At 60.0% G+C, this 17,637-nt stretch carries 18 protein-coding genes and 2 pseudogenes; 6 read left to right on the plus strand and 14 right to left on the minus strand.

The window, feature by feature from the left end; genetic code table 11:
* Positions 1 to 8 precede the first annotated feature (8 nt).
* Positions 9 to 500 carry a DUF2505 domain-containing protein gene (locus tag CGLAUT_RS01070; protein WP_290185755.1) on the minus strand — a complete coding sequence of 164 codons (492 nt, stop codon included), beginning with the start codon at positions 498 to 500 and terminating at the stop codon, positions 9 to 11.
* 15 nt (positions 501 to 515) lie between these two features.
* Between CGLAUT_RS01070 and CGLAUT_RS01075 the strand changes: the two genes are divergently transcribed.
* Positions 516 to 1,559 (plus strand): UDP-N-acetylmuramate dehydrogenase, encoded by a 1,044-nt coding sequence (locus CGLAUT_RS01075; RefSeq protein ID WP_290185757.1) that lies wholly within the window; start codon positions 516 to 518, stop codon positions 1,557 to 1,559.
* Here the strand turns inward: CGLAUT_RS01075 and CGLAUT_RS01080 are convergent.
* From CGLAUT_RS01080 to CGLAUT_RS01095, 4 genes are read right to left on the minus strand one after another with little or no spacing between them, the layout of a single operon-like run.
* Positions 1,536 to 1,868, minus strand: coding sequence for a HepT-like ribonuclease domain-containing protein (locus tag CGLAUT_RS01080; RefSeq protein WP_095659099.1), 333 nt, complete (start codon positions 1,866 to 1,868; stop codon positions 1,536 to 1,538). The genes CGLAUT_RS01075 and CGLAUT_RS01080 overlap by 24 nt on opposite strands.
* A complete protein-coding gene (locus CGLAUT_RS01085) occupies positions 1,865 to 2,194 on the minus strand; it encodes a nucleotidyltransferase family protein (protein ID WP_095659100.1) in 330 nt (109 codons plus the stop codon). The genes CGLAUT_RS01080 and CGLAUT_RS01085 overlap by 4 nt, the downstream gene beginning before the upstream one ends.
* A gap of 9 nt (positions 2,195 to 2,203) precedes the next feature.
* Positions 2,204 to 3,922, minus strand: a complete 1,719-nt coding sequence (locus CGLAUT_RS01090; protein ID WP_095659101.1) for a long-chain-fatty-acid--CoA ligase — start codon at positions 3,920 to 3,922, stop codon at positions 2,204 to 2,206.
* 32 nt (positions 3,923 to 3,954) lie between these two features.
* Positions 3,955 to 5,652, minus strand: a complete 1,698-nt coding sequence (locus CGLAUT_RS01095) for a long-chain-fatty-acid--CoA ligase (RefSeq protein ID WP_095659102.1) — start codon at positions 5,650 to 5,652, stop codon at positions 3,955 to 3,957.
* Between the two features lie 193 nt (positions 5,653 to 5,845).
* On the opposite strand from CGLAUT_RS01095, the pseudogene CGLAUT_RS01100 reads away from it, so the two are divergent.
* Together CGLAUT_RS01100 and CGLAUT_RS01105 are read left to right on the plus strand one after the other, a co-directional pair.
* A pseudogene (locus CGLAUT_RS01100) lies at positions 5,846 to 6,607 on the plus strand (MinD/ParA family ATP-binding protein).
* A 55-nt stretch (positions 6,608 to 6,662) separates the two neighbouring features.
* Positions 6,663 to 7,124, plus strand: coding sequence for a hypothetical protein (locus CGLAUT_RS01105; protein WP_095659103.1), 462 nt, complete (start codon positions 6,663 to 6,665; stop codon positions 7,122 to 7,124).
* A gap of 127 nt (positions 7,125 to 7,251) precedes the next feature.
* Here CGLAUT_RS01105 and CGLAUT_RS01110 read toward each other — a convergent pair whose 3' ends face one another.
* Together CGLAUT_RS01110 and CGLAUT_RS01115 are read right to left on the minus strand one after the other, a co-directional pair.
* On the minus strand, positions 7,252 to 7,902 hold the full coding sequence (locus CGLAUT_RS01110; protein ID WP_157731222.1) for a hypothetical protein: 651 nt from the start codon (positions 7,900 to 7,902) through the stop codon (positions 7,252 to 7,254).
* A gap of 58 nt (positions 7,903 to 7,960) precedes the next feature.
* Positions 7,961 to 8,428, minus strand: coding sequence for a hypothetical protein (locus CGLAUT_RS01115; protein ID WP_290185765.1), 468 nt, complete (start codon positions 8,426 to 8,428; stop codon positions 7,961 to 7,963).
* 607 nt (positions 8,429 to 9,035) lie between these two features.
* Between CGLAUT_RS01115 and istA the strand changes: the two genes are divergently transcribed.
* Both istA and CGLAUT_RS01125 read left to right on the plus strand, forming a co-directional pair.
* Positions 9,036 to 10,586: an IS21 family transposase gene (istA, locus tag CGLAUT_RS01120; protein ID WP_290185767.1), complete on the plus strand. Its 1,551-nt coding sequence runs from the start codon at positions 9,036 to 9,038 to the stop codon at positions 10,584 to 10,586.
* Between the two features lie 3 nt (positions 10,587 to 10,589).
* On the plus strand, positions 10,590 to 11,357 hold the full coding sequence (locus CGLAUT_RS01125; protein WP_290185769.1) for an ATP-binding protein: 768 nt from the start codon (positions 10,590 to 10,592) through the stop codon (positions 11,355 to 11,357).
* A gap of 92 nt (positions 11,358 to 11,449) precedes the next feature.
* On the opposite strand, the pseudogene CGLAUT_RS01130 reads toward CGLAUT_RS01125, so the two are convergent.
* From CGLAUT_RS01130 to CGLAUT_RS01150, 5 genes and pseudogenes are all read right to left on the minus strand, one after another.
* Positions 11,450 to 11,944 (minus strand): annotated as a pseudogene (locus tag CGLAUT_RS01130) (helix-turn-helix domain-containing protein); the annotation flags it as partial.
* A 36-nt stretch (positions 11,945 to 11,980) separates the two neighbouring features.
* On the minus strand, positions 11,981 to 12,382 hold the full coding sequence (locus tag CGLAUT_RS01135) for a hypothetical protein (RefSeq protein ID WP_290185772.1): 402 nt from the start codon (positions 12,380 to 12,382) through the stop codon (positions 11,981 to 11,983).
* Positions 12,383 to 12,621: 239 nt separating this feature from the next.
* Entirely contained in the window at positions 12,622 to 13,920 is a 1,299-nt protein-coding gene (locus CGLAUT_RS01140; protein WP_290185774.1) for a hypothetical protein, read from the minus strand.
* 4 nt (positions 13,921 to 13,924) lie between these two features.
* Positions 13,925 to 14,350, minus strand: a complete 426-nt coding sequence (locus CGLAUT_RS01145; protein WP_290185776.1) for a hypothetical protein — start codon at positions 14,348 to 14,350, stop codon at positions 13,925 to 13,927.
* Positions 14,351 to 14,424: 74 nt separating this feature from the next.
* Positions 14,425 to 14,745 carry a hypothetical protein gene (locus CGLAUT_RS01150; RefSeq protein ID WP_290185778.1) on the minus strand — a complete coding sequence of 107 codons (321 nt, stop codon included), beginning with the start codon at positions 14,743 to 14,745 and terminating at the stop codon, positions 14,425 to 14,427.
* Positions 14,746 to 14,801: 56 nt separating this feature from the next.
* Between CGLAUT_RS01150 and CGLAUT_RS01155 the strand changes: the two genes are divergently transcribed.
* Positions 14,802 to 16,151: an IS256 family transposase gene (locus CGLAUT_RS01155; RefSeq protein ID WP_290184376.1), complete on the plus strand. Its 1,350-nt coding sequence runs from the start codon at positions 14,802 to 14,804 to the stop codon at positions 16,149 to 16,151.
* A gap of 293 nt (positions 16,152 to 16,444) precedes the next feature.
* Here CGLAUT_RS01155 and CGLAUT_RS01160 read toward each other — a convergent pair whose 3' ends face one another.
* Complete coding sequence (locus CGLAUT_RS01160) at positions 16,445 to 16,903, minus strand: hypothetical protein (protein ID WP_095659106.1); 459 nt, start codon at positions 16,901 to 16,903, stop codon at positions 16,445 to 16,447.
* Between the two features lie 49 nt (positions 16,904 to 16,952).
* Entirely contained in the window at positions 16,953 to 17,600 is a 648-nt protein-coding gene (locus tag CGLAUT_RS01165) for a hypothetical protein (protein WP_095659107.1), read from the minus strand.
* Between the last annotated feature and the right edge of the window lie 37 nt (positions 17,601 to 17,637).

Here is a 17,637-nt window from a genome sequence, read left to right on the forward strand (position 1 = left end):
CCGATTACCTAGAGGTTGTCAGAGATCCACTGCTCGGTGAGCTTGGCCTCGTTCGACACAATCTCCTCAAGCGCCTCGGCCACCTTCGGCTCCAGTGCAGCACCCATAAACGGGATGTCCACCTTGACCTCGTTGTCGTAGGTAAGGGTAGTGGTCTCGCCGTCGGAGGACTGCGCGATTTCACCGGAGAAGTCCACCGGGGTGCCCTTCACGTCGCCGGTGAAGGTGTGGGTCGCCGAGCCGCCGGCAAGCTTGCCAATGTTCACCACGCGCTTGAGCTTCAGGTCCTGCGAGATCAGTGCCTGCGCTGCCTCCGGCATGATCGACTTCGGCAGAATCTCGAACAGGGTCGCCGTGTCGCCAGTGAACTCGTGTAGCTGGCCGGGTTCGGGGGAGAGGGTCTCCGCAATGTGGGCCCAGTACGCCTCGGAGGCGTAAGCCTCGGCGACCTTCTCGGCAGGGTGGTTGATGGTAACGGTGGTTTCGCTACGTACAGTCATGCCCAACAGACTACCTTGGTGAAGGTGCAAGACTCATCATTCGCCTCCCTGACCACGCTGCGCGTTGGCGGCACCCCGCGCGAGACCACCAGCTGCACCACGGCCGAGGAACTCGCCGCAACCGTCGCGCAGCTCGACGCCGATCGCCAGCCACTCCTCGTCGTCGGCGGAGGGTCGAACTTGGTGGTTGCGGAGGGTCCCCTCGACCTCACGGCAGTGCTCGTGCGCAATGAGGGCATTTCGCTTGTCGACGGCCTGTTGCGCGCCTCGGCAGGCACCACCTGGGACGATGTTGTGGTGTTCGCCGTTGAGCACGGGCTTGGCGGCATCGAAGCGCTCTCAGGCATCCCCGGTTCGGCCGGTGCCACCCCGGTCCAGAACGTGGGTGCCTACGGCTCCGAGATCTCGGACGTGCTCACCCGCGTGCGTCTTTACAACCGCGAGACTGGCGCCGACGAGTGGGTACCCGCCTCTGCGCTGGATCTGGCGTACCGCTACTCCAACCTGAAGTTCACCTCCCGCGCCGTCGTGCTCGAAATCGAGCTTCAGCTCACGCCGACCGAGCTGTCCATCCCACTGCGCCACCTTGGCGGCGAGCAGGTCTCGCTGGCGGAGGCCCGCAAGTCCGTGCTGGAGACGCGCCGGGCAAAGGGCATGGTGCTCGACGAGGCGGACCACGACACCTGGTCGGCCGGATCGTTCTTCACCAACCCTGTCGTGCCTACCGCTTTGGCCGATGAGATCGAGGCCAAGGTCGGTGAGGAGAACATGCCCCGCTTCGCGGTTGCCGGCGGTGACGGCACCAAAGAGGCAATGGAGAAGCTCTCGGCAGCGTGGCTCATTGAGCGCGCCGGCTTCCCCAAGGGGTTCCCGGGGGAAGAGGCTCCAGCACGGTTATCGACGAAGCACACGCTCGCCCTGACCAACCGTGGACACGCCACCGCCGACGACATTGTGGCTCTGGCGAGGCGGGTCCAAGAGGGCGTCGATAAGCAATTTGGTGTTGAGCTGCACCCCGAGCCGGTGTGGGTGGCTTTAGGGCTGAACAACCTGCCGTAGCGCGTCCTCTAATAGGGGCAAATGGTTGGCAACGATGTCCTCGATGATTGAGGTATCGATGATGAAGTACTGGTGGACCAACAAGTTTCGGAAGCCTCTAATCTGAGCCCACGGTACTTCTGGGAACTGATCAGTAACTTCCGTTGGCAAATGGTTTAAGGACTCCCCAAGTACTTGAAGGTTACGTTCGATGGCATCCTCTGCCATAGCAGTGAGCCTTGGGTCGGTTTTCGCCAGCTGAGAATAGTTACAGCACTTCTCAATCGCGTCCAGCGCGTCCCGCACCCTACTCGGCGTATCCCTACTCACACGTCCACCGCATCTTCCTGGACGGATCGAGCTACTTCGGGCTTGAGCAGCTGCTCCGGAAAAATGTCAATATCGTCGCGGCCCAGTAGTTTGCGAGTCTCCTCCATGAGTCCCGAAGCGCGCATCAATACGTTGCCTAGCGAAGGATCCATCTGCACGATGATGTCGATGTCCGATTCGCTGTCAGCGGTCCCCCGCGCAACGGAGCCGCAGAACTTTGGATTCTGCGCTTGGTACTTCTCTAGAAGCTTCTCAAGCTCGCTGCGGTGCGCACGAACGAGCTCCCTCGAGGCGCGGGATTCAGGGCTCAATTGCGTGCGCATCATGCTTCAAGCTTAGTGCTCGGCGAGGCGAGCGAGGAGGGAGTCGCGGACCTCGCGGCGGCGGACCTTGCCCATCTGGTCGCGGTTGAGCTCCTCGAAGTGGTAGAAGGTGCGCGGGACCTTGTAGCGAGTGAGATTCTCGCGAGCGAATTCCTTGAGACCGTCTGGGTCGAGGGCGGCACCGTCCTCGAGCACGACGCAGGCAACGACGTCTTCGGAACCGTCCTCGCGGGGCCGGCCAACGACTGCGACTTCGGTGATATCCGGGTGGCGGCGCATAACGTCCTCTACCTCGGCCGGGTAGACGTTGAAACCGCCGGTGATGATGAGCTCCTTGATGCGGCTGACCAGCTTGATAAAGCCGTCTTCTTCCATCACGCCCATGTCACCGGTGCGGAACCAGCCGTTGTGGAACGCCTTCTCGGTGGCCTCGTCGTTGTTGAGGTAGCCGGCGAAGACCTGCGGGCCGCGGGCGATGATCTCACCTGCCTCGCCGTAGGGCATGAGCTCGTCCGGATTCTCGGGGTTCACGATGCGGATCTCGGTGTCCGGGAACGGAATGCCGATGTAGCCCGGGCGGCGATCCGCGGAGCGCGGGTTGCCGATCAGGATCGGGCCAGTCTCGGTGAGGCCGTAGCCCTCGACGAGGTAACCGCCGGTGAGGTCCTCCCAGTCCTCGATGACCTTCGCCGGCAGCGAGGAGGCTCCGGAGAAGCCGATCTGCACCTTCGACAGGTCGACGTTCTGCTCCTTCGCGGTGCTGACGATGCGCTCGAACAGCGTGGGCACGCCAGGGACGAAGGTCGGGTTGTCGTTCTTCAGCGCCTTCATCACCAAGTCCATTTGCGGCGACGGAAGCAGGATGAGCTCCGAGCCGATGAGTACGGGCAGGGTGAGCGAAAAGGCGAGACCGTAGGCGTGGAAGAACGGCAGGGTAGCTAGCATGCGCTGGTTCTCGGTCTGCAGTTCCTTGACCCACGCCGCGCCCTGCACGGGGTTCGCGATGAGGTTGGTGTGGGTGAGCACCGCGCCCTTCGGCGCCCCGGTCGTGCCGGAGGTGTAGAGGATGAGCGCGGGGGAATCCGGGGTGATGGAATCCGGGGCGGCGATGTCATCACCGTCGCCGCCAATGGCGGTGCTGATCAACGCCTCCCACGGAACGGTGTTGCGTGCCTGTCCAGTGAGGGCCTCGCGAGCCTCGCGCAGCTTGCCGAACGGGATGCGCAGAGCGAGTTGCTGCAGGCGCGGCATAGCCTTGGTCATGTTCACGCTGACGAGGGTTTCCAGCGGTGTGTCCCCGCGCAACTGTTCAAGTGTGCTTGCCGTCTTGTCCCAGACGATGGCGATGCGGGCTGCGTGGTCCTTGAACTGCGGGCGCAGCTCGTTGGCGGTGTAGAGCGGGTTGTGCTCGACCACGACGGCGCCAAGCATGTGCACTGCGTAGTAGGCGACCACGTGCTGCGGGCAGTTTGGCAGCATGATGGTGACGCGGTCGCCCGGGCGAACGCCGAAGGCCTTCAGGCCGGCTGCCGCGCGGCGTATGTCTTTGTCCAGCTCTGCGTAGGTCAGTGAGCGGCCGAAGAAGCGCGTTGCGGGCTTGTTCGCATTGCGGGAGAGATTCTCCTCGTACATTTGCGGCAGGGTGCGATCGCCGTAGGTCAGCGGCGGTTTTGTCCACTCGGAGTAGTACTCCAGCCAGGGTTGGGTCACGTTCGGGTCGGGCGCAGTCATGCGCCCCACACTACGCCATACAACGCTGAAACCTACGCTTGCGTAAGGTCCTTCGCGAGCGCGTCACGCACCTCGCGGCGGCGGATCTTGCCGGTCTGGTCCCGCTCAAGCTCCTCGAAGTGGTAGAAGGTACGCGGCACCTTGTAGCGGGTGAGCCGCTGGCGCGCGAAATCTTTGAGCCCATCCGGGTCCAGGATGGCACCGTCGCGGAGGGTGACGCAGGCGACGACGTCCTCCGAGCCGTCGTTACGCGGGCGCCCAACCACTGCGATATCGGTGACATCCGGGTGCTGGCGCATGACCCCCTCGACTTCGTCCGGGTAAACGTTGAAGCCGCCGGTGATGATGATCTCCTTGATGCGGGCGACCAACCGGACGTAGCCGTCGGGTTCCATCACGGCCATGTCGCCGGTGCGGAACCAGTCTTCGTAGAAAGATCTGGCGTTGGCTTCGGGCTTGTTCAGGTAGCCGGAGAAGACCTGCGGCCCGCGCGCGAGCACCTCACCAGCTTCGCCGTCGGGCATCGTCTCGGCGGGGTTGTCCGGGTTTGCGATGCGGACCTCGGTGTTGGGAAACGGCATGCCGACATAACCTGGGCGGCGATTGGCGTTCAGGGGGTTCACTGTCAGAATCGGCGCAGTCTCGGTGAGGCCATAGCCCTCGACAAGGCGCCCGCCCGTAACCTGCTCCCACCGTTCGATGGTTGCGGCGGGCAGGGTCGCCGCACCGGAGACAGAGGAGTGGATAGAGGAGAGGTCAGCGCCGGTTTCAAGAGCCCAGTCGGTGATGCGCTCGTACAGCGTGGGCACGCCCGGGAGAACCGTGGGGCGGGTCTTGGTGATTGCCTCCTGGTACAGCGCGGGCTGTGGGGCGGGCACAAGGACGATCTGCGCACCGATGGTCAGCGGAAGTCCGTAGTTCAGTGCAAGGCCGTAGACGTGGAACAGCGGGAGGACGGCAAGCACCTTTTCTTCCACATCGCCGCCCCACTTTTCCACCCACTCCAGACAGCCCTTCAAGACGGCGACGATGTTGCGGTGGGTAAGCGGTGCGCCCTTGGGTTCACCGGTGGTGCCCGAGGTGTAGAGGATGAACGCGACGGTGTCCTGAGTGACGCTCGCCCCATGCACCTTGCCCTTTGCGCCGGAGAGGAAGTCTTTCCAGGCGATGGTGCCCGGAGCCGGTTTGGAGAGCTCGGCGCGCTTCTTGGCGATTGGCGGGAGCGGAATCGACAGCACCGTGCGCAGGCGCAGCGGCATCTCATCGATCATGTTGACGGTGATGATGGTCTCCAGCGGCGTGTCCTCGCGCAGTTTGAGGAAGGTGTCCGCCTCACGGTCGAAGACGATGGCCACCTTCGCGCCGTGGTCGAGAAACTGGCTCTTGAGCTCGTAGGACGTGTACAGCGGGTTGTGTGCCACGACGGTCGCGCCGATGCGCAGGAGCGCGGTGACAGCGATGACATGTTGCGGGCAGTTCGGCAGCGCGACGGCAACTCGGTCGCCTGAACGGACCCCAATGCCGACGAGGGCGGCGGCAGCGTTACTCACCTTCTCGTTGAGTTCTCCGTAGGTGAGTTCTTTGCCCATGAACCAGGTCGCCTTGTTCTTTGGCGAGTTAGCGACGATCTGGTTGAACATGCTGACCAAGGTGTCGCTGCCAAGGTCCGGGTACGGGTCGGTCCATTCCGCGTAGTTTTCGATCCAGGCCTTGCTCTCGAACGCTCCCATGGGTCTCCTTTACCGCGCACGACGCGCTTAGTTTCACTGAAAAAACTTCTTGATCACTATAACCTACGCAACGGTAAGTTACGGGAAAGTAGGGAAGCACGGGACGGCACGGCCGTCGACAAGCAAAAGTTCTTGTACTGCGAGCATGGAGTGAATGATTTAGGCTGATGCCCGCACACAAAAATGGGGATTTTTGGGGCCGGCTGCGCTCGATCAATCGAACTTGGTGGATCCGGTAGCGGCACCGCCGAAGCGGGGGCGGCGGAAATTCGTGCACTCGGCGAGCGGTGGCCGGGTGAATCCTGGTGGGTCGGCGAAGGAACTCGGACGCCGTTGCGTGACGACTACCGCATTGCGGTGATGAGTCTGAAAGGCGGCGTGGGCAAGACAACGACCACGGTGGCGCTCGGCGGGATCTTCGCCGAGACTCGCGGTGACCGGGTGGTGGCCGTCGATGCGAACCCGGACCTGGGGACCTTGGCCCAGCGGGCGGTTGGCCCGACGTCGGCGACGATCCGTTGACATCCTCCAGCATCACTACAACGTCATCCTCACCGACTGTGGCACGGGACTCATGCATTCGGCGATGGCGGGTGTGTTGGATCTGGCGAACGCGCTCGTGCTGGTGACATCTCCAGCGCTGGATGGTGCGCAGTCGGCGTCCGCGACCCTGGACCGGTTGAACCTGCACGGCTACGACTGGTTAGCGGCCAATTGCGTTGTGGTGGTCTCCTCGTCTGCACCGGGCAAGCCGACGATTGACACCGCCAAGCTTGCGGAACACTTCGCCTCGAGGACCCGGGCGGTGCATGCGATTGCCTACGACCGGCACCTCGCGGAGGGGGCAGTGGTGGACTTGGAGCGCCTGCACCCGACGACGAAGAAAGCGTACCAGCAGCTCGCGGCGACGGTGGCCGAGGATTTTTCCACGTGGCACCGCCACGCGGCGTGGTAGGCGCCGGGGTAGCTAGACTTATCTGCGGCCCGAACGCCCGATTGAAAGGATTGCCATGCGCAAGACCACGACTTTGGCCGCTACCTTCCTCGCTACGTCCGCGCTTCTGGTCGGCTGCGGTACCGAAAGCCTCGACGGCACCTACCAAGCCGACATCGACCTCGCCGAGACCAGCACGCCGGAGGAAGAAGAGGCCCTGAAGGCGCTGGAGCAGATGGGCTACAGCCGCGAAGACATGATTGTCACCTACAAGCTCAAGATCGAGGGTGAGACTTGCGAGCAGACTATTAGCGGTGTCTTCGGTGCGGATACCCGGATGGACTGCGAAGTGGACCGTGATAAGGAGGTCATCCGCGCGACTGGCGACGTTGCCACCGGCGATCCGGAGATTGACGAGATGAAGTATGTTCACGACGGCGACACCATCACGCTCGTGCCGAACGACGCGCAAATGGACATGGCTGGCGGTGCCGAAGGTGAGCGCGAAGTCGTGTTGACCAAGGTGGAGGAGAACTAGCGCACCTTCGCGGGGCCGAGCATGAACTCCCTCAAAGTCCGAGGGTGCGGCTGATTTCAGTCCATTGACTGCCCCCAGCGAGTGCGCCAGAGGGCTCCCGAGGGAAGCGTGCTCCCCGGGCACGTTTTTATGCTGGTGCGGTTGCGGTGCGGATGACTTCGAGGTCTTCGACTGTTACGAGTTCGGGTGCCTCGGCTGCAACAATGATCGTTCCGTCGCCGAGTGGGCGATGTGTGGCCGATTGCGGTAGTTGTTCGGTGTCGAAGGGGTGGGATACATAGGTGAGCCATCCTGCGGATTTCTCAAGCACTGGGCTGGAGAGGGACGAATTCCAAGCACGGCAGGTCCATATCGCACGATCCGGTCGGATGGTGTCGATTAAGTTTTCCAGTAGCTGTAGGCACACGTCTTCTTCGAATGGCAATGGCCCGTCAGGGAGAGCAGATTGCAAACGCAGATCGACTGTATTGCACGTTATCCACTCTGGAGCGGTGTTGAGTTTCAACCGCATGCTCCGTGTTGGTTTTGCTGGCGACCAGGCGACGATTGAACAACCTAGTTTTGGAGAGCCGATCTGCCCTTTTTCGACTTCGGCCCGTAGTGCGTCGACGGAAGTGTCAAAGATCCGATTTGCTTCGGCGCGTGAGTAGCCCTTGTGGAACCATTCGTGAAACGTCGGATGAACTTGCTGCAGTGCTTCAAAGATCGAGGCTGCTTCGTGGGCCGTTGCGTCGAGATCTTTTTGCGGGCGACGCCACGTGCAAACAACTTCAGACATTGATATTTCCTTTACCGAGCGCCATCTACCCTCTGCGGATGGCCATGATTTGGCCTAATCATTGAAGTCCCAATTTGGTGTTGAAGTTCGCGGGCGCGGGCGTGACTAGGACTTCAACTGTGACGGGGACGGGGTTGCCGTCTCCGTTTTCTGTGAATCCTTTTGGTGCGCGGAATTGGAACGCGGTTGCCCCTTTCCAGGGGAGGGTGAAAACCAGGCCGACAACTCCCTTGTCGGATTCGGTTGTCGTGCTGACTGCATCCACGACTTCGAATCCTTTCTCGTCCACCTCGATTGCGTGGGCGAAAAATGCGTCATCCCAGTCATGATGGTCTTCGGAGATGTGGAAGGTTGCGTCGAATTTCGCACTGATTGGATCATCTGTGGGGCAGCCGACCGCGAGTGCGGCAGGGGCGGTTGCAAGTACTTGGCTTTTAGTCCAGTCGAGGTCGTTTGGATAGGCGGAGTCACCGTAGATGATGAACACGTAGTAGAAAAGCTCGCATTTAACGTCGAAAGTCTTCATTGAATCTTCCCCCATCTACTAACTTCAAGTGACTAGCACCGTCACTGTACCCGGATTGGCACTCGTGCTCGCGGTACCTGCCAGCAGCATTTCTGGTTGGCAGCCGTCCTTTCTGCGTTCGATGCATTGTTCCTTCGTCTTCTTAGGGTGCGTCACCGAACACTTCTCCACTCATATTCACTCGACTGCGCTGCATGGGTGGGCGCACAGATAGATCAAGGATAAGCGCCAGGTGATGGATCGGCAGGTGCGGTTTGTTGGCGGTGTCGAAAGATTTCCCGCGCGGTGATCTCCGGCCGCGGCCGTGACAGTGCAAGTGTTCCCAGCACGCGGAGACATTTCTGGCGACTCATGCCGGGTTTATTCAGACGGATGGCAGCAATGTTGCGCGGTCGTGTCTAGTAACACCGTGGTGAGTATTGAGTAACGCATTGGTGAGCATCCAGTAACGGTCCGGGGGAGGATTCTGGTGACCGCGTGACTTCAGGGCACGCGGCGTTACCAGAGGAGTCTGATTGTGACTGACTACCGGGCGGTAATGGATCAAGTGCTGAAAGGTTGGTCTGTCCGCTAAATCTGTTCGAGTTTGCGGTGCTCGCACACCACTGTGCAAAAAGCCCGCGGTGCGCTGGTGGAACACAACATCACAACGCGTGAGCAACTTCGTGGGGTTGCTGATCATGAGCTGGCGGACTGGTTCGTCGACGGGCGCAGCCATGCTCAGGGGGATTTCGTCCCGATCGATTTCGACGCTGTCGCCAAGGCGCGCACCGGGCGCAACAAGGTGACTTTGCAGGTGCTGTGGGGCCGCTACACCGCACAGTCTGCGGGCACAGGCCAGCGGTATTACAGCTACGAGCGGTTTCGCCAGCTTGTGGCTCAACACGTTGATGCAGCCGGGCTGACCGCCAGGATCACCCATGCCCCAGGCCATACGATGCAGGTGGACTGGGCAGGCACGAAGATGCCGCTGTTTGACCCCACCGGCGGGCAAGGCTTGCAGGTCAGCATCTTTGTCGCCTCGCTGCCGTATTCGGGCATGGTATTCGCCTGCGCGTGCGCGGATGAGCGCCAGGACGCGTGGCTTGCAGCCCATATCCGCGCGTTCGAGTACTTCGGCGGGGTCGCCGAGGTCATCGTGCCAGATAACGCCTCGACAGCCTCGAACGCGATCAGTGCCGCGGATAAAAATCGCCGGGTCAACTCCACCTACGAGGAGTTTTTGGAGCACTACAACACCGCCGCGTTGCCGGCCCGCGCGAAACGACCCAAAGACAAGGCCAGCGTCGAAGCCGCAGTCAAGATCGTCACCCAGAACGTCATCCACGCACTCGATGGCCACCAGTGCGTCGGGATAGACGAGCTCAACGCAAAAATCACCGCCCTGGTCGATGGGATCAACGCTGCCGAACCGTTTCGCGGCAATGCGACGAGCAGGCGCGCATTGTTCGATCAGTTCGAACGCGACGTGCTCACCGCGCTGCCTACAACACCGTGGCAGCGCACCGAATGGAAACGCGCCAAAGTCGCGCCCAATTTCCACATCAGAGTGCACAACGTGCATTACTCGGTACCGCACCAACTGGTGGGCCGCACCGTGGACGTGCGTATCACCGGTGACAGCCTCGCCGTCTTCGACGCCGGGCAGCGTGTGGCCACCCACCAACTCGCACGTGTCCGCGGGGTGTACGTCACCGACACCGACCACATCCCGGCGAACATGGGTGACACCCGGGGGTTGTGGACAAGCGAGTACTTCCTGCGCGAAGCCGCCAAAATCGGGCCGGCCACCCGCCAGGTGATCTTTGAGCTCATCGAAACCAAAGCGATCCCTGCCCAGGTGTACCAAGCGTGCCGCAACGTGCTCAACATGGGCAAACACGCCAACAAGCCAATCCTCGAGGAGGCCTGCCGGCGTTTGGTGTCCACCGACGGCGCCAGGCGTGCTGTGTCGTATACCGCGGTGAAAAACATGATGGCCGCCGTGCGCAAAGACACCTCCACACGACCCACAGGCACTGACCTTTCAACCGATCTGCCAACAAGCAGACCCACCCGTGACGTGCCTACCCCGACAGCGCGTGACACGCGCGGCGCCTACCTCGGTGGTGCCGCCCAGTTCAGCCTCGAAAACCTCACCAAGAAGGGATCTGCATAACCCATGCCCCGCCCACAACCAGCATCAGCATCCGCCCGCTTCCTCGACGAATCAGTCCTGCCGATCTTTACAGATCTGCGGATGACCGCCTTCGGACAAAGTGTTATCGACATCGCCGCCGATCCCGCATTCGACGATTGGAGCTTCTCCGACAAAGTGCTCTACGCACTCGATAAAGAGGTAGCGGCCAAGCGTGAGAGGCGAGTCAACAAACTGCTCAAAGCATCCCGATCGCCAAATCCCGATGCTTGTATCGAAGACGTCACCTACACGCCCGGCCGCATCATCAACAAAGAGCAAATCACCCGACTCGCTCACTGTCAATGGTGCCAAAGCGCACAAAACATTGTCATCCTGGGCAAATCCTCCGTCGGCAAAACCTACCTCGCCCAAGCACTGCTCACCGCAGCGTGCCGAAACGACTACTCCGCACGCTTCTTCCGCACCGACACACTCGCCAACCACCTCGCCGTGCTCAAACACGACGACCCAGCCCGCATCACTTTCCTCGAAGACCTCCACCACACAGACGTGTTAGTCCTCGACGACTTCCTCACCACCCCAATCGATGCCGCCACCGCACACCAGCTGCTCAACATCCTCGCAGAGCGCGAACCCCGCGGATCCACCATCGTGACATCCCAGTTCACACCCGACGAATGGTACAAATCCATCCCCGACGCCGTCATCGCCGAATCCATCCTCAACCGACTCGTCGCCGGCGCCGAAATCATCACACTCGAAGGCACCAACATGCGACTGACCCCATAACCCCCGCCACCAACCCAAACGCCCGGGCGTTACTCGATACTCACCCGGGCGTTACCGGAAACCCACCACGCCGTTACTAAAAACGTGGTCTAAACAGTCACGTGAGTGTGGGCGTGGTCGAACAGCCGGTAGACCAGACCGTCGATCTGCCACAGCTCACCAACGAAATCGCGGGCGAATCGTTTATAGGAGCTGCGCGGGCGTTTACGGGCATTGGCTTCTACAAAACCCAACTCATGAAGCCACAACGCGATGGTGGAACGCGACGGGGTGCGATCAGGACCAACGGAATCGAACAAGTAGTAATAGATCGACCACGGGCCGTAATCCAACCCCTGTTCCATCAGATGTTGCCGAGCGTTGACGACTGCGATTTTGTCGGCGCCATCAAACTTTCTCGCCGGGTTCTTCGGGGCGGTCGAATCCGGCAGAATGCCCGATCGACCCTTCTGGGCAACCCGTTTTTTGATGTTGGTGTAGGTCTGACGCGAGATGCCCAATTCTTTGCAAAACTGTGTGATCGTTTTGCCGTCGCGGACCGGATCGAAATCAGCGACCTTTCTGCGCTTGTGCAATGGAATAGCCATCGGACTATTCCACCGCCGCACGCGTCCAAAAAGCCTCTAGACATCATGCCCAAAAACTTCCTGGACTCCATGTCCAAGAAGTCCCCAGACATCACACGCATAAGCTAGTTTCTGATAGTAGTAGCGGTCGAACGGGATAGGCGATGGAACCGAGTCGCGCTGGTTGGTGGGCGCTTTGAACGTTCGCATATAACCATCGCGCTTAAAATCCGTCCGGGAGATGTTGATGGGTGGAAGAAGGAGTTCGTTCCTTTCAACCAGCTCGAAGAAGGAGCAGTCAGTGGGAGACTGCAACAGCGCGCGATAGAGGTGCACCTTCGCCGCGGTGGTGGATAGAGCCTTTGTGGAAACTATGCCACCAGGGATGAATCCCGCAGTGGTGTGCATGAGGCAAAGCTGCCCAGCTTGAGGCCTTGAGGTTGCGCGGTTATCAAACACGAACCTGAGAGTCGTTTTTCCCATCAGATATCCGGATAGTGTTTCTTGAGCCGATGAATTTCGAAGTTGGTAGCTCTCGCATAGTATGACGTGTCCATAGCTCGGTGGCTATCAGCAACCACCTCAATTCGATGACTTAGTGGATCCGGATCGGCGGAGGGTGGGCTATATACGTCAGAGACTCATCTTCTGCGTGTGCTGCGATCTAGGGGCCATTGCTTGTCGCCGCAACCCTTGGTTTACGTGCGGCGGTGGGTGTGAATGAAGTCCCTGGCGGTTTCGGGACTGGTGAGGAATAGGTCGATGAGTTGGGCGGCTTCGGCGCGTCCGCAGTCATATCCAGTGATGAGTTGGTTCTTGTCGGCGATGTTGCGGTGGTCAATGGTGAAGGTGCGGCGGGAGAAGGAGTATCGGATCCCGAGTGCGTCGGAGGTGAGGTCGTCGAGAAGGAAGATTGCCGTGTTGGGTTCACCGGCGGCGATGATGCTTTCGCGTTCGATGCGTCCGAGTGCTCGGATCGCGGTGGTGGGGGAGGCGTATCCCAGTCGGTGGGTGATCTCGGATGTAAACCGGCCGGTTTCGTCGCCGGCGAGGTAGTAGTCGCCGGTGGTGAGGTTGCATACCCCGAGACCGTCGCGTGCGGCGGATTCGAGTAGTTCTTTTGGCATCGGTTTATGCCAGTGGATTTCAGCGGTGAGCAATCTTGGGCTGCGCAGTCGTACGTTGGTGAATTCATCCAAGAGGTCGCAGATGTCTGCGTACTCAATCAACCGCGGGTCGGTGCCGCCACCGGCGTTTATGCCGGTATCGACGACAGTGAAGATGGTGTCGTTTTCGACGTCGTCCGAGGGGATATACATGGCCATGGTGTGCCTCGGCACACTCAACGGAGGTGGCTCTGTTTGTGCTGCCGCCATGGTTGTGTCTGCAGTGTTGCCGAGTAGTTGCGCTGCGGCATCGAAGTGAGCTTTTTCGCTTGACGACGGTGCGGGCAGCCCCGCGTACGCGTACCTGAGGAAGTCGTCGAGGACTTCATTTGCGAGGTGAGAGCTACCTTCAGCGTGCAGTGTGGTGACCAGGTTGGCAGCGCTGGTGTAGGGCTGGTTGCCCTCGCAACGCTCAGAAACGGGGATGCACTGTGCGACCCATGCTGCGGTGATGTTGTCGGTGAAGGTTTTCAGATCGTGATGGAGTTGGGCGTAGCGTTCGGTGTACGGCGCGCCGTCGATAGTGAGCTGGATTGCGGTGGCCAACGCGGTGGGGATCTTGCCGATGATTGCTGCGTTGATCAGCGTATGCGGTGCCCCGGTGTAAATCGACCCATCGTTGGTGGTGCTTTGCAGTGCTGGGTTGATCAAGCTGAAATAGGCCACCACCGATTCGCCCTCGTTGCTCACTTGCAGACGAGGAGCGGATAGCTCCAACCGGGTCGTCAGATGAGGGCCCGGTAGCACAAGTGCGTGATCGCCTGCAGGTTTCCAGCCATGGTGCGCGAGGAACTCTTCGAGGTCGTTGACGGCGGGATTGGCGCTGAGCAAGGGGTCAGGCGTCCTCGGTGGTCGGTTTGAGCCAGTACAGCGCGCTGGGTTGCCCTTGATCCGCGATGACGTAGAACGTGAATCCTGGAGAGGCGATGTGCATCTGGGTGTATTCCTCGTCCTCGGCTACGATTTTCGCTACCTCGAGGCCAGCGTGTTCCAGCTGGTTGGCAAGCCGGTCGAGCGGCTGGAACAGCGGGACGCCGCAGAGGGTGGAGTCTTCACTGATCCCGATCGCCAACGCAGTCACCACATCGCCGTCGAACCCTCCTGAAACGGTCCCCGATTGACCGAACGACTCCACTATTCCGCCCGTGAACGTCTTGCCCCAAGGCTCATCCGTGACATGAAACCTCGGCAGTTTCGCCTTGTAATACTCCTGCGTATGGCCGAGCTCGAAGCCTGCAGGCGGCTGCAATCCGAAATCCATGAATCCTCCAAGACTCGACGGGCTTCACTTCTTCCTTTACAAACTGGGAAACTCTTTGGTGTCTTTCAACGTGGTTAACGGTTGCAGGTTTGCATCGCTTGGCGCCGTTGTTGGTAGAACTCTTCTATCGCCTCGCGGGTGACCCCTGGGCGTGTTTGGATCATGTAGTTGGTCATGTCTTCCAGGGTGCGAAATTTACCCAGGTTCGTTTTCAGGTTTCGGAAGAACAATTCGTAGTCGTGTTTGCGGGTTGCAAGGTCTAGAAAACGTGGGTCACTCGTTGGGGTGGAGCGTCGGTCGCGGTGAGGTAGGCCAGAGTCGAAGAAGGTTTCAAACGGTGGGCCAGGGATGGCGGAGTAGTCCAGTGCGTAAGAGTCGTCGAATACTGGGATCACGGAGGGTGCCAGGAAGTTTGTGTGTGAGGCTCTGATCTGAAGGAGTTTCACCGATAATGACTACTGTGTCACCGAAGAAAAGCCACGACCCGTCCAGGGTCAACGAGATCAGCGAGAAGCTGATGGATAACCCCGAGCTCGCAAAGCTCATCGGGGAGCTGTCCACCTCCACCGACGACGCCAGCGAGCTGGTCAAGGGGCTTTTGCAGGCGTCGATCAACGCCGGCCTGCAGGCGGAGATGGATGCCCATTTGGGCTACGAACACTCCGACCGCAAAGCGAAAGCCCAGGTAACAGATGCTGGTGGTGGCAACCACCGAAACGGGTCGTACACCAAGACCGTCGATTCCGGCTACGGCCCTGTTGAGGTCACGATGCCACGGGATCGCGCGGGCACGTTCACCCCGCAGATGGTGCCCAAAGGCTCCCGTCGGCTCACAGAGCTCGACGACATGATTATCTCGCTGTACGCCGGCGGGATGACCGTGCGAGATATCCAGCACCATCTCGCCACCACCCTGGGGGTGGATATGAGCCCGGATACGATCAGCACCATTACCGATGCGGTCTTAGAAGAGGTCATGATCTGGCAAAACCGCCAGCTCGACGAGTTTTACCCAGTGATCTTCCTCGACGCGCTACGCGTGAAGATCCGTGACGGCCACCGCGTGGTCAACAAGGCTTGCTACATGGCGGTTGGTGTCGACATGGACGGCATCAAGCACATCCTGGGATTGTGGATCGCTGACAATGAAGGCGCCGCATTTTGGGCATCGGTGTGCGCAGATCTGGCCAACCGCGGGGTCCAGGACGTGTTCATTGTCTGCTGCGACGGGCTCCAAGGCCTGCCAGAAGCCGTGGAGGCAACCTGGCCGAATTCCATGGTGCAGACCTGCATCGTGCACCTGATTCGGGCGGCGAACCGGTGGGTGTCGTATCAGGACCGCAAAGGCGTCTCTCGCGCGCTGCGTGAGGTCTACACCGCTCCCAATGAGGAGACGGCACGCGCCAGCCTGGATGCTTTCGAGGCCAGTGAGCTGGGCCTAAAATACCCCCAGTCGGTCAAAGTCTGGCGCGACGCTTGGGAGCGGTTCGTGCCGTTTCTGCAGTTCCCGCCTGCGGCCAGGCGGGTGCTCTACACCACCAATTCGATCGAGTCGCTGAATGCTGAACTGCGTAAAGCTACCCGTAACAGGGGCCAGTTCCCGAACGATACCGCGGCGTTGAAGACGCTGTGGTTGATGATCTGCAACATCGAGGACAAGCGCGCTGCGCAGCGGGCGAAGAAAGCCAAGCGCGACGTTGAGTGCAACGGCTATATTGAAGGAGCGAAAGCCACCGGGTGGAAACAAGCCATCAACCAACTAGCCGTGGCTTACCCCGACCGATTCGCGGACTACTTGTAAACCAAGCCCCCGCACACAAAGAATCGGACACCCTCGGATCACGGGTTCATCATCAACGATCGCACCACACGCCATATTGTTCATATCGGGGGCTACCCAATCACGGTGTGCGTAACGCACAGGTTTGAATCCAAACCACGGGCGGCCTGGATCTTCATCAAGAGCTATCATCCACACCAATTCGCCTGAGCGTGTCACCCAGCTGTATCTGCGGCTGATTGGTTCGAAGTGTTCCTCGATCGCTGCTTCGAGCGTTTGGATGAAGGCTTTCCTGGTAGTTGCCACGATTACTCCTATTTCTTCTTTGTGGGGTTGCTTGGGTATTCGTCGAGATACCATTTGAGTTTAGGAGGCTCTACAGTCGGACCTGCTTCTGCTGCGATGGCGCGATTGTATTTTTCCGAATAGTCGACGTAAGCCCGGAGCTGCTTGCGTCCATGCGCGAGGCCAGACGGCGAGTCAGGCTTGTATTCTCGAACCTCAGCGATGTATCTACCGTTCATCTTGTATGCATCGGGCCGCAACCTCCCCCTCGAGTCGGGCAAACCACTATTCGTGACATAACCCGCGGCCTTCTTTTCCGCGCTATAGGCCTTGTGCATCTTATTGCCATAGGCCGCATGAGAGTTCGCCCCAAAGAAAGTGATCTCCGGCTGTGGGCCGCTATGCCCACCGAGGCGCTTCACAGTCTCCGAGCCAGTCGACGCTGTCGACGCGAAGACATTTTCGTGGGTGTGGTGAATCGCAGCCACAGCTCGACGGTTGTCAGTGCCAGCGGAAGCTGGCTCCCTGTGTCCGTTATTACGCTGGTGCGGTTGCGGTGCGGATGACTTCGAGGTCTTCGACCGTTACGAGTTCGGGTGTCTTGGCTGCGGTGATGAGCGTTCCGTCGGCAAGCGGGCGATGTGTGGCTGATTTCGGTAGTTGATCGGTGTCGAATGGGTGCGCTACGTAGGTAAGCCATCCTGCGGACTTCTCGAACGGGCCGTAGAGAGACGACTTCCAAGCATGACAGGTCCATATCGCACGATCCGGCCGGATAGTGTCGATCAAGCTCTCGAACAGCTCCAAGCACACGTCTTCATCGAAAGGCAACGGCCCATCTGGCAGGCCAGACTGCAAACGCAGATTGACCGTATTACACGTCCTCCACTCTGGAGCGACGTTAAGGTTCAAGCTGATGCTTCGCCCCGGTTCCGCTGGCGACCAGGCAGCGATTGAACAGCCAAGGTCGGGGTCCCCGATCTGTCCTTTTTCGACTTCGGTTCGTAGTGCGTCGACTGAAGTCTCAAAGATCCGATCTGCATCGGCGCGCGAGAAACCCTTGTGGAACCATTCGTTGAACGTCGGATGCACTCGCTGCATCGCCTCGAAAATTGATGCAGCTTCCTGCGCAGTTGCGTCGAGATCCTTTTGTGCGCGCCGCCACGTGCAAACAACTTCCGACATTGTTATGTCCTAAACCTAGCGCCATCTACCTTCTGCG

The sequence above is a fragment of the Corynebacterium glaucum genome (genome assembly GCF_030408855.1).
In the GTDB taxonomy this organism is placed as follows: domain Bacteria; phylum Actinomycetota; class Actinomycetes; order Mycobacteriales; family Mycobacteriaceae; genus Corynebacterium; species Corynebacterium glaucum.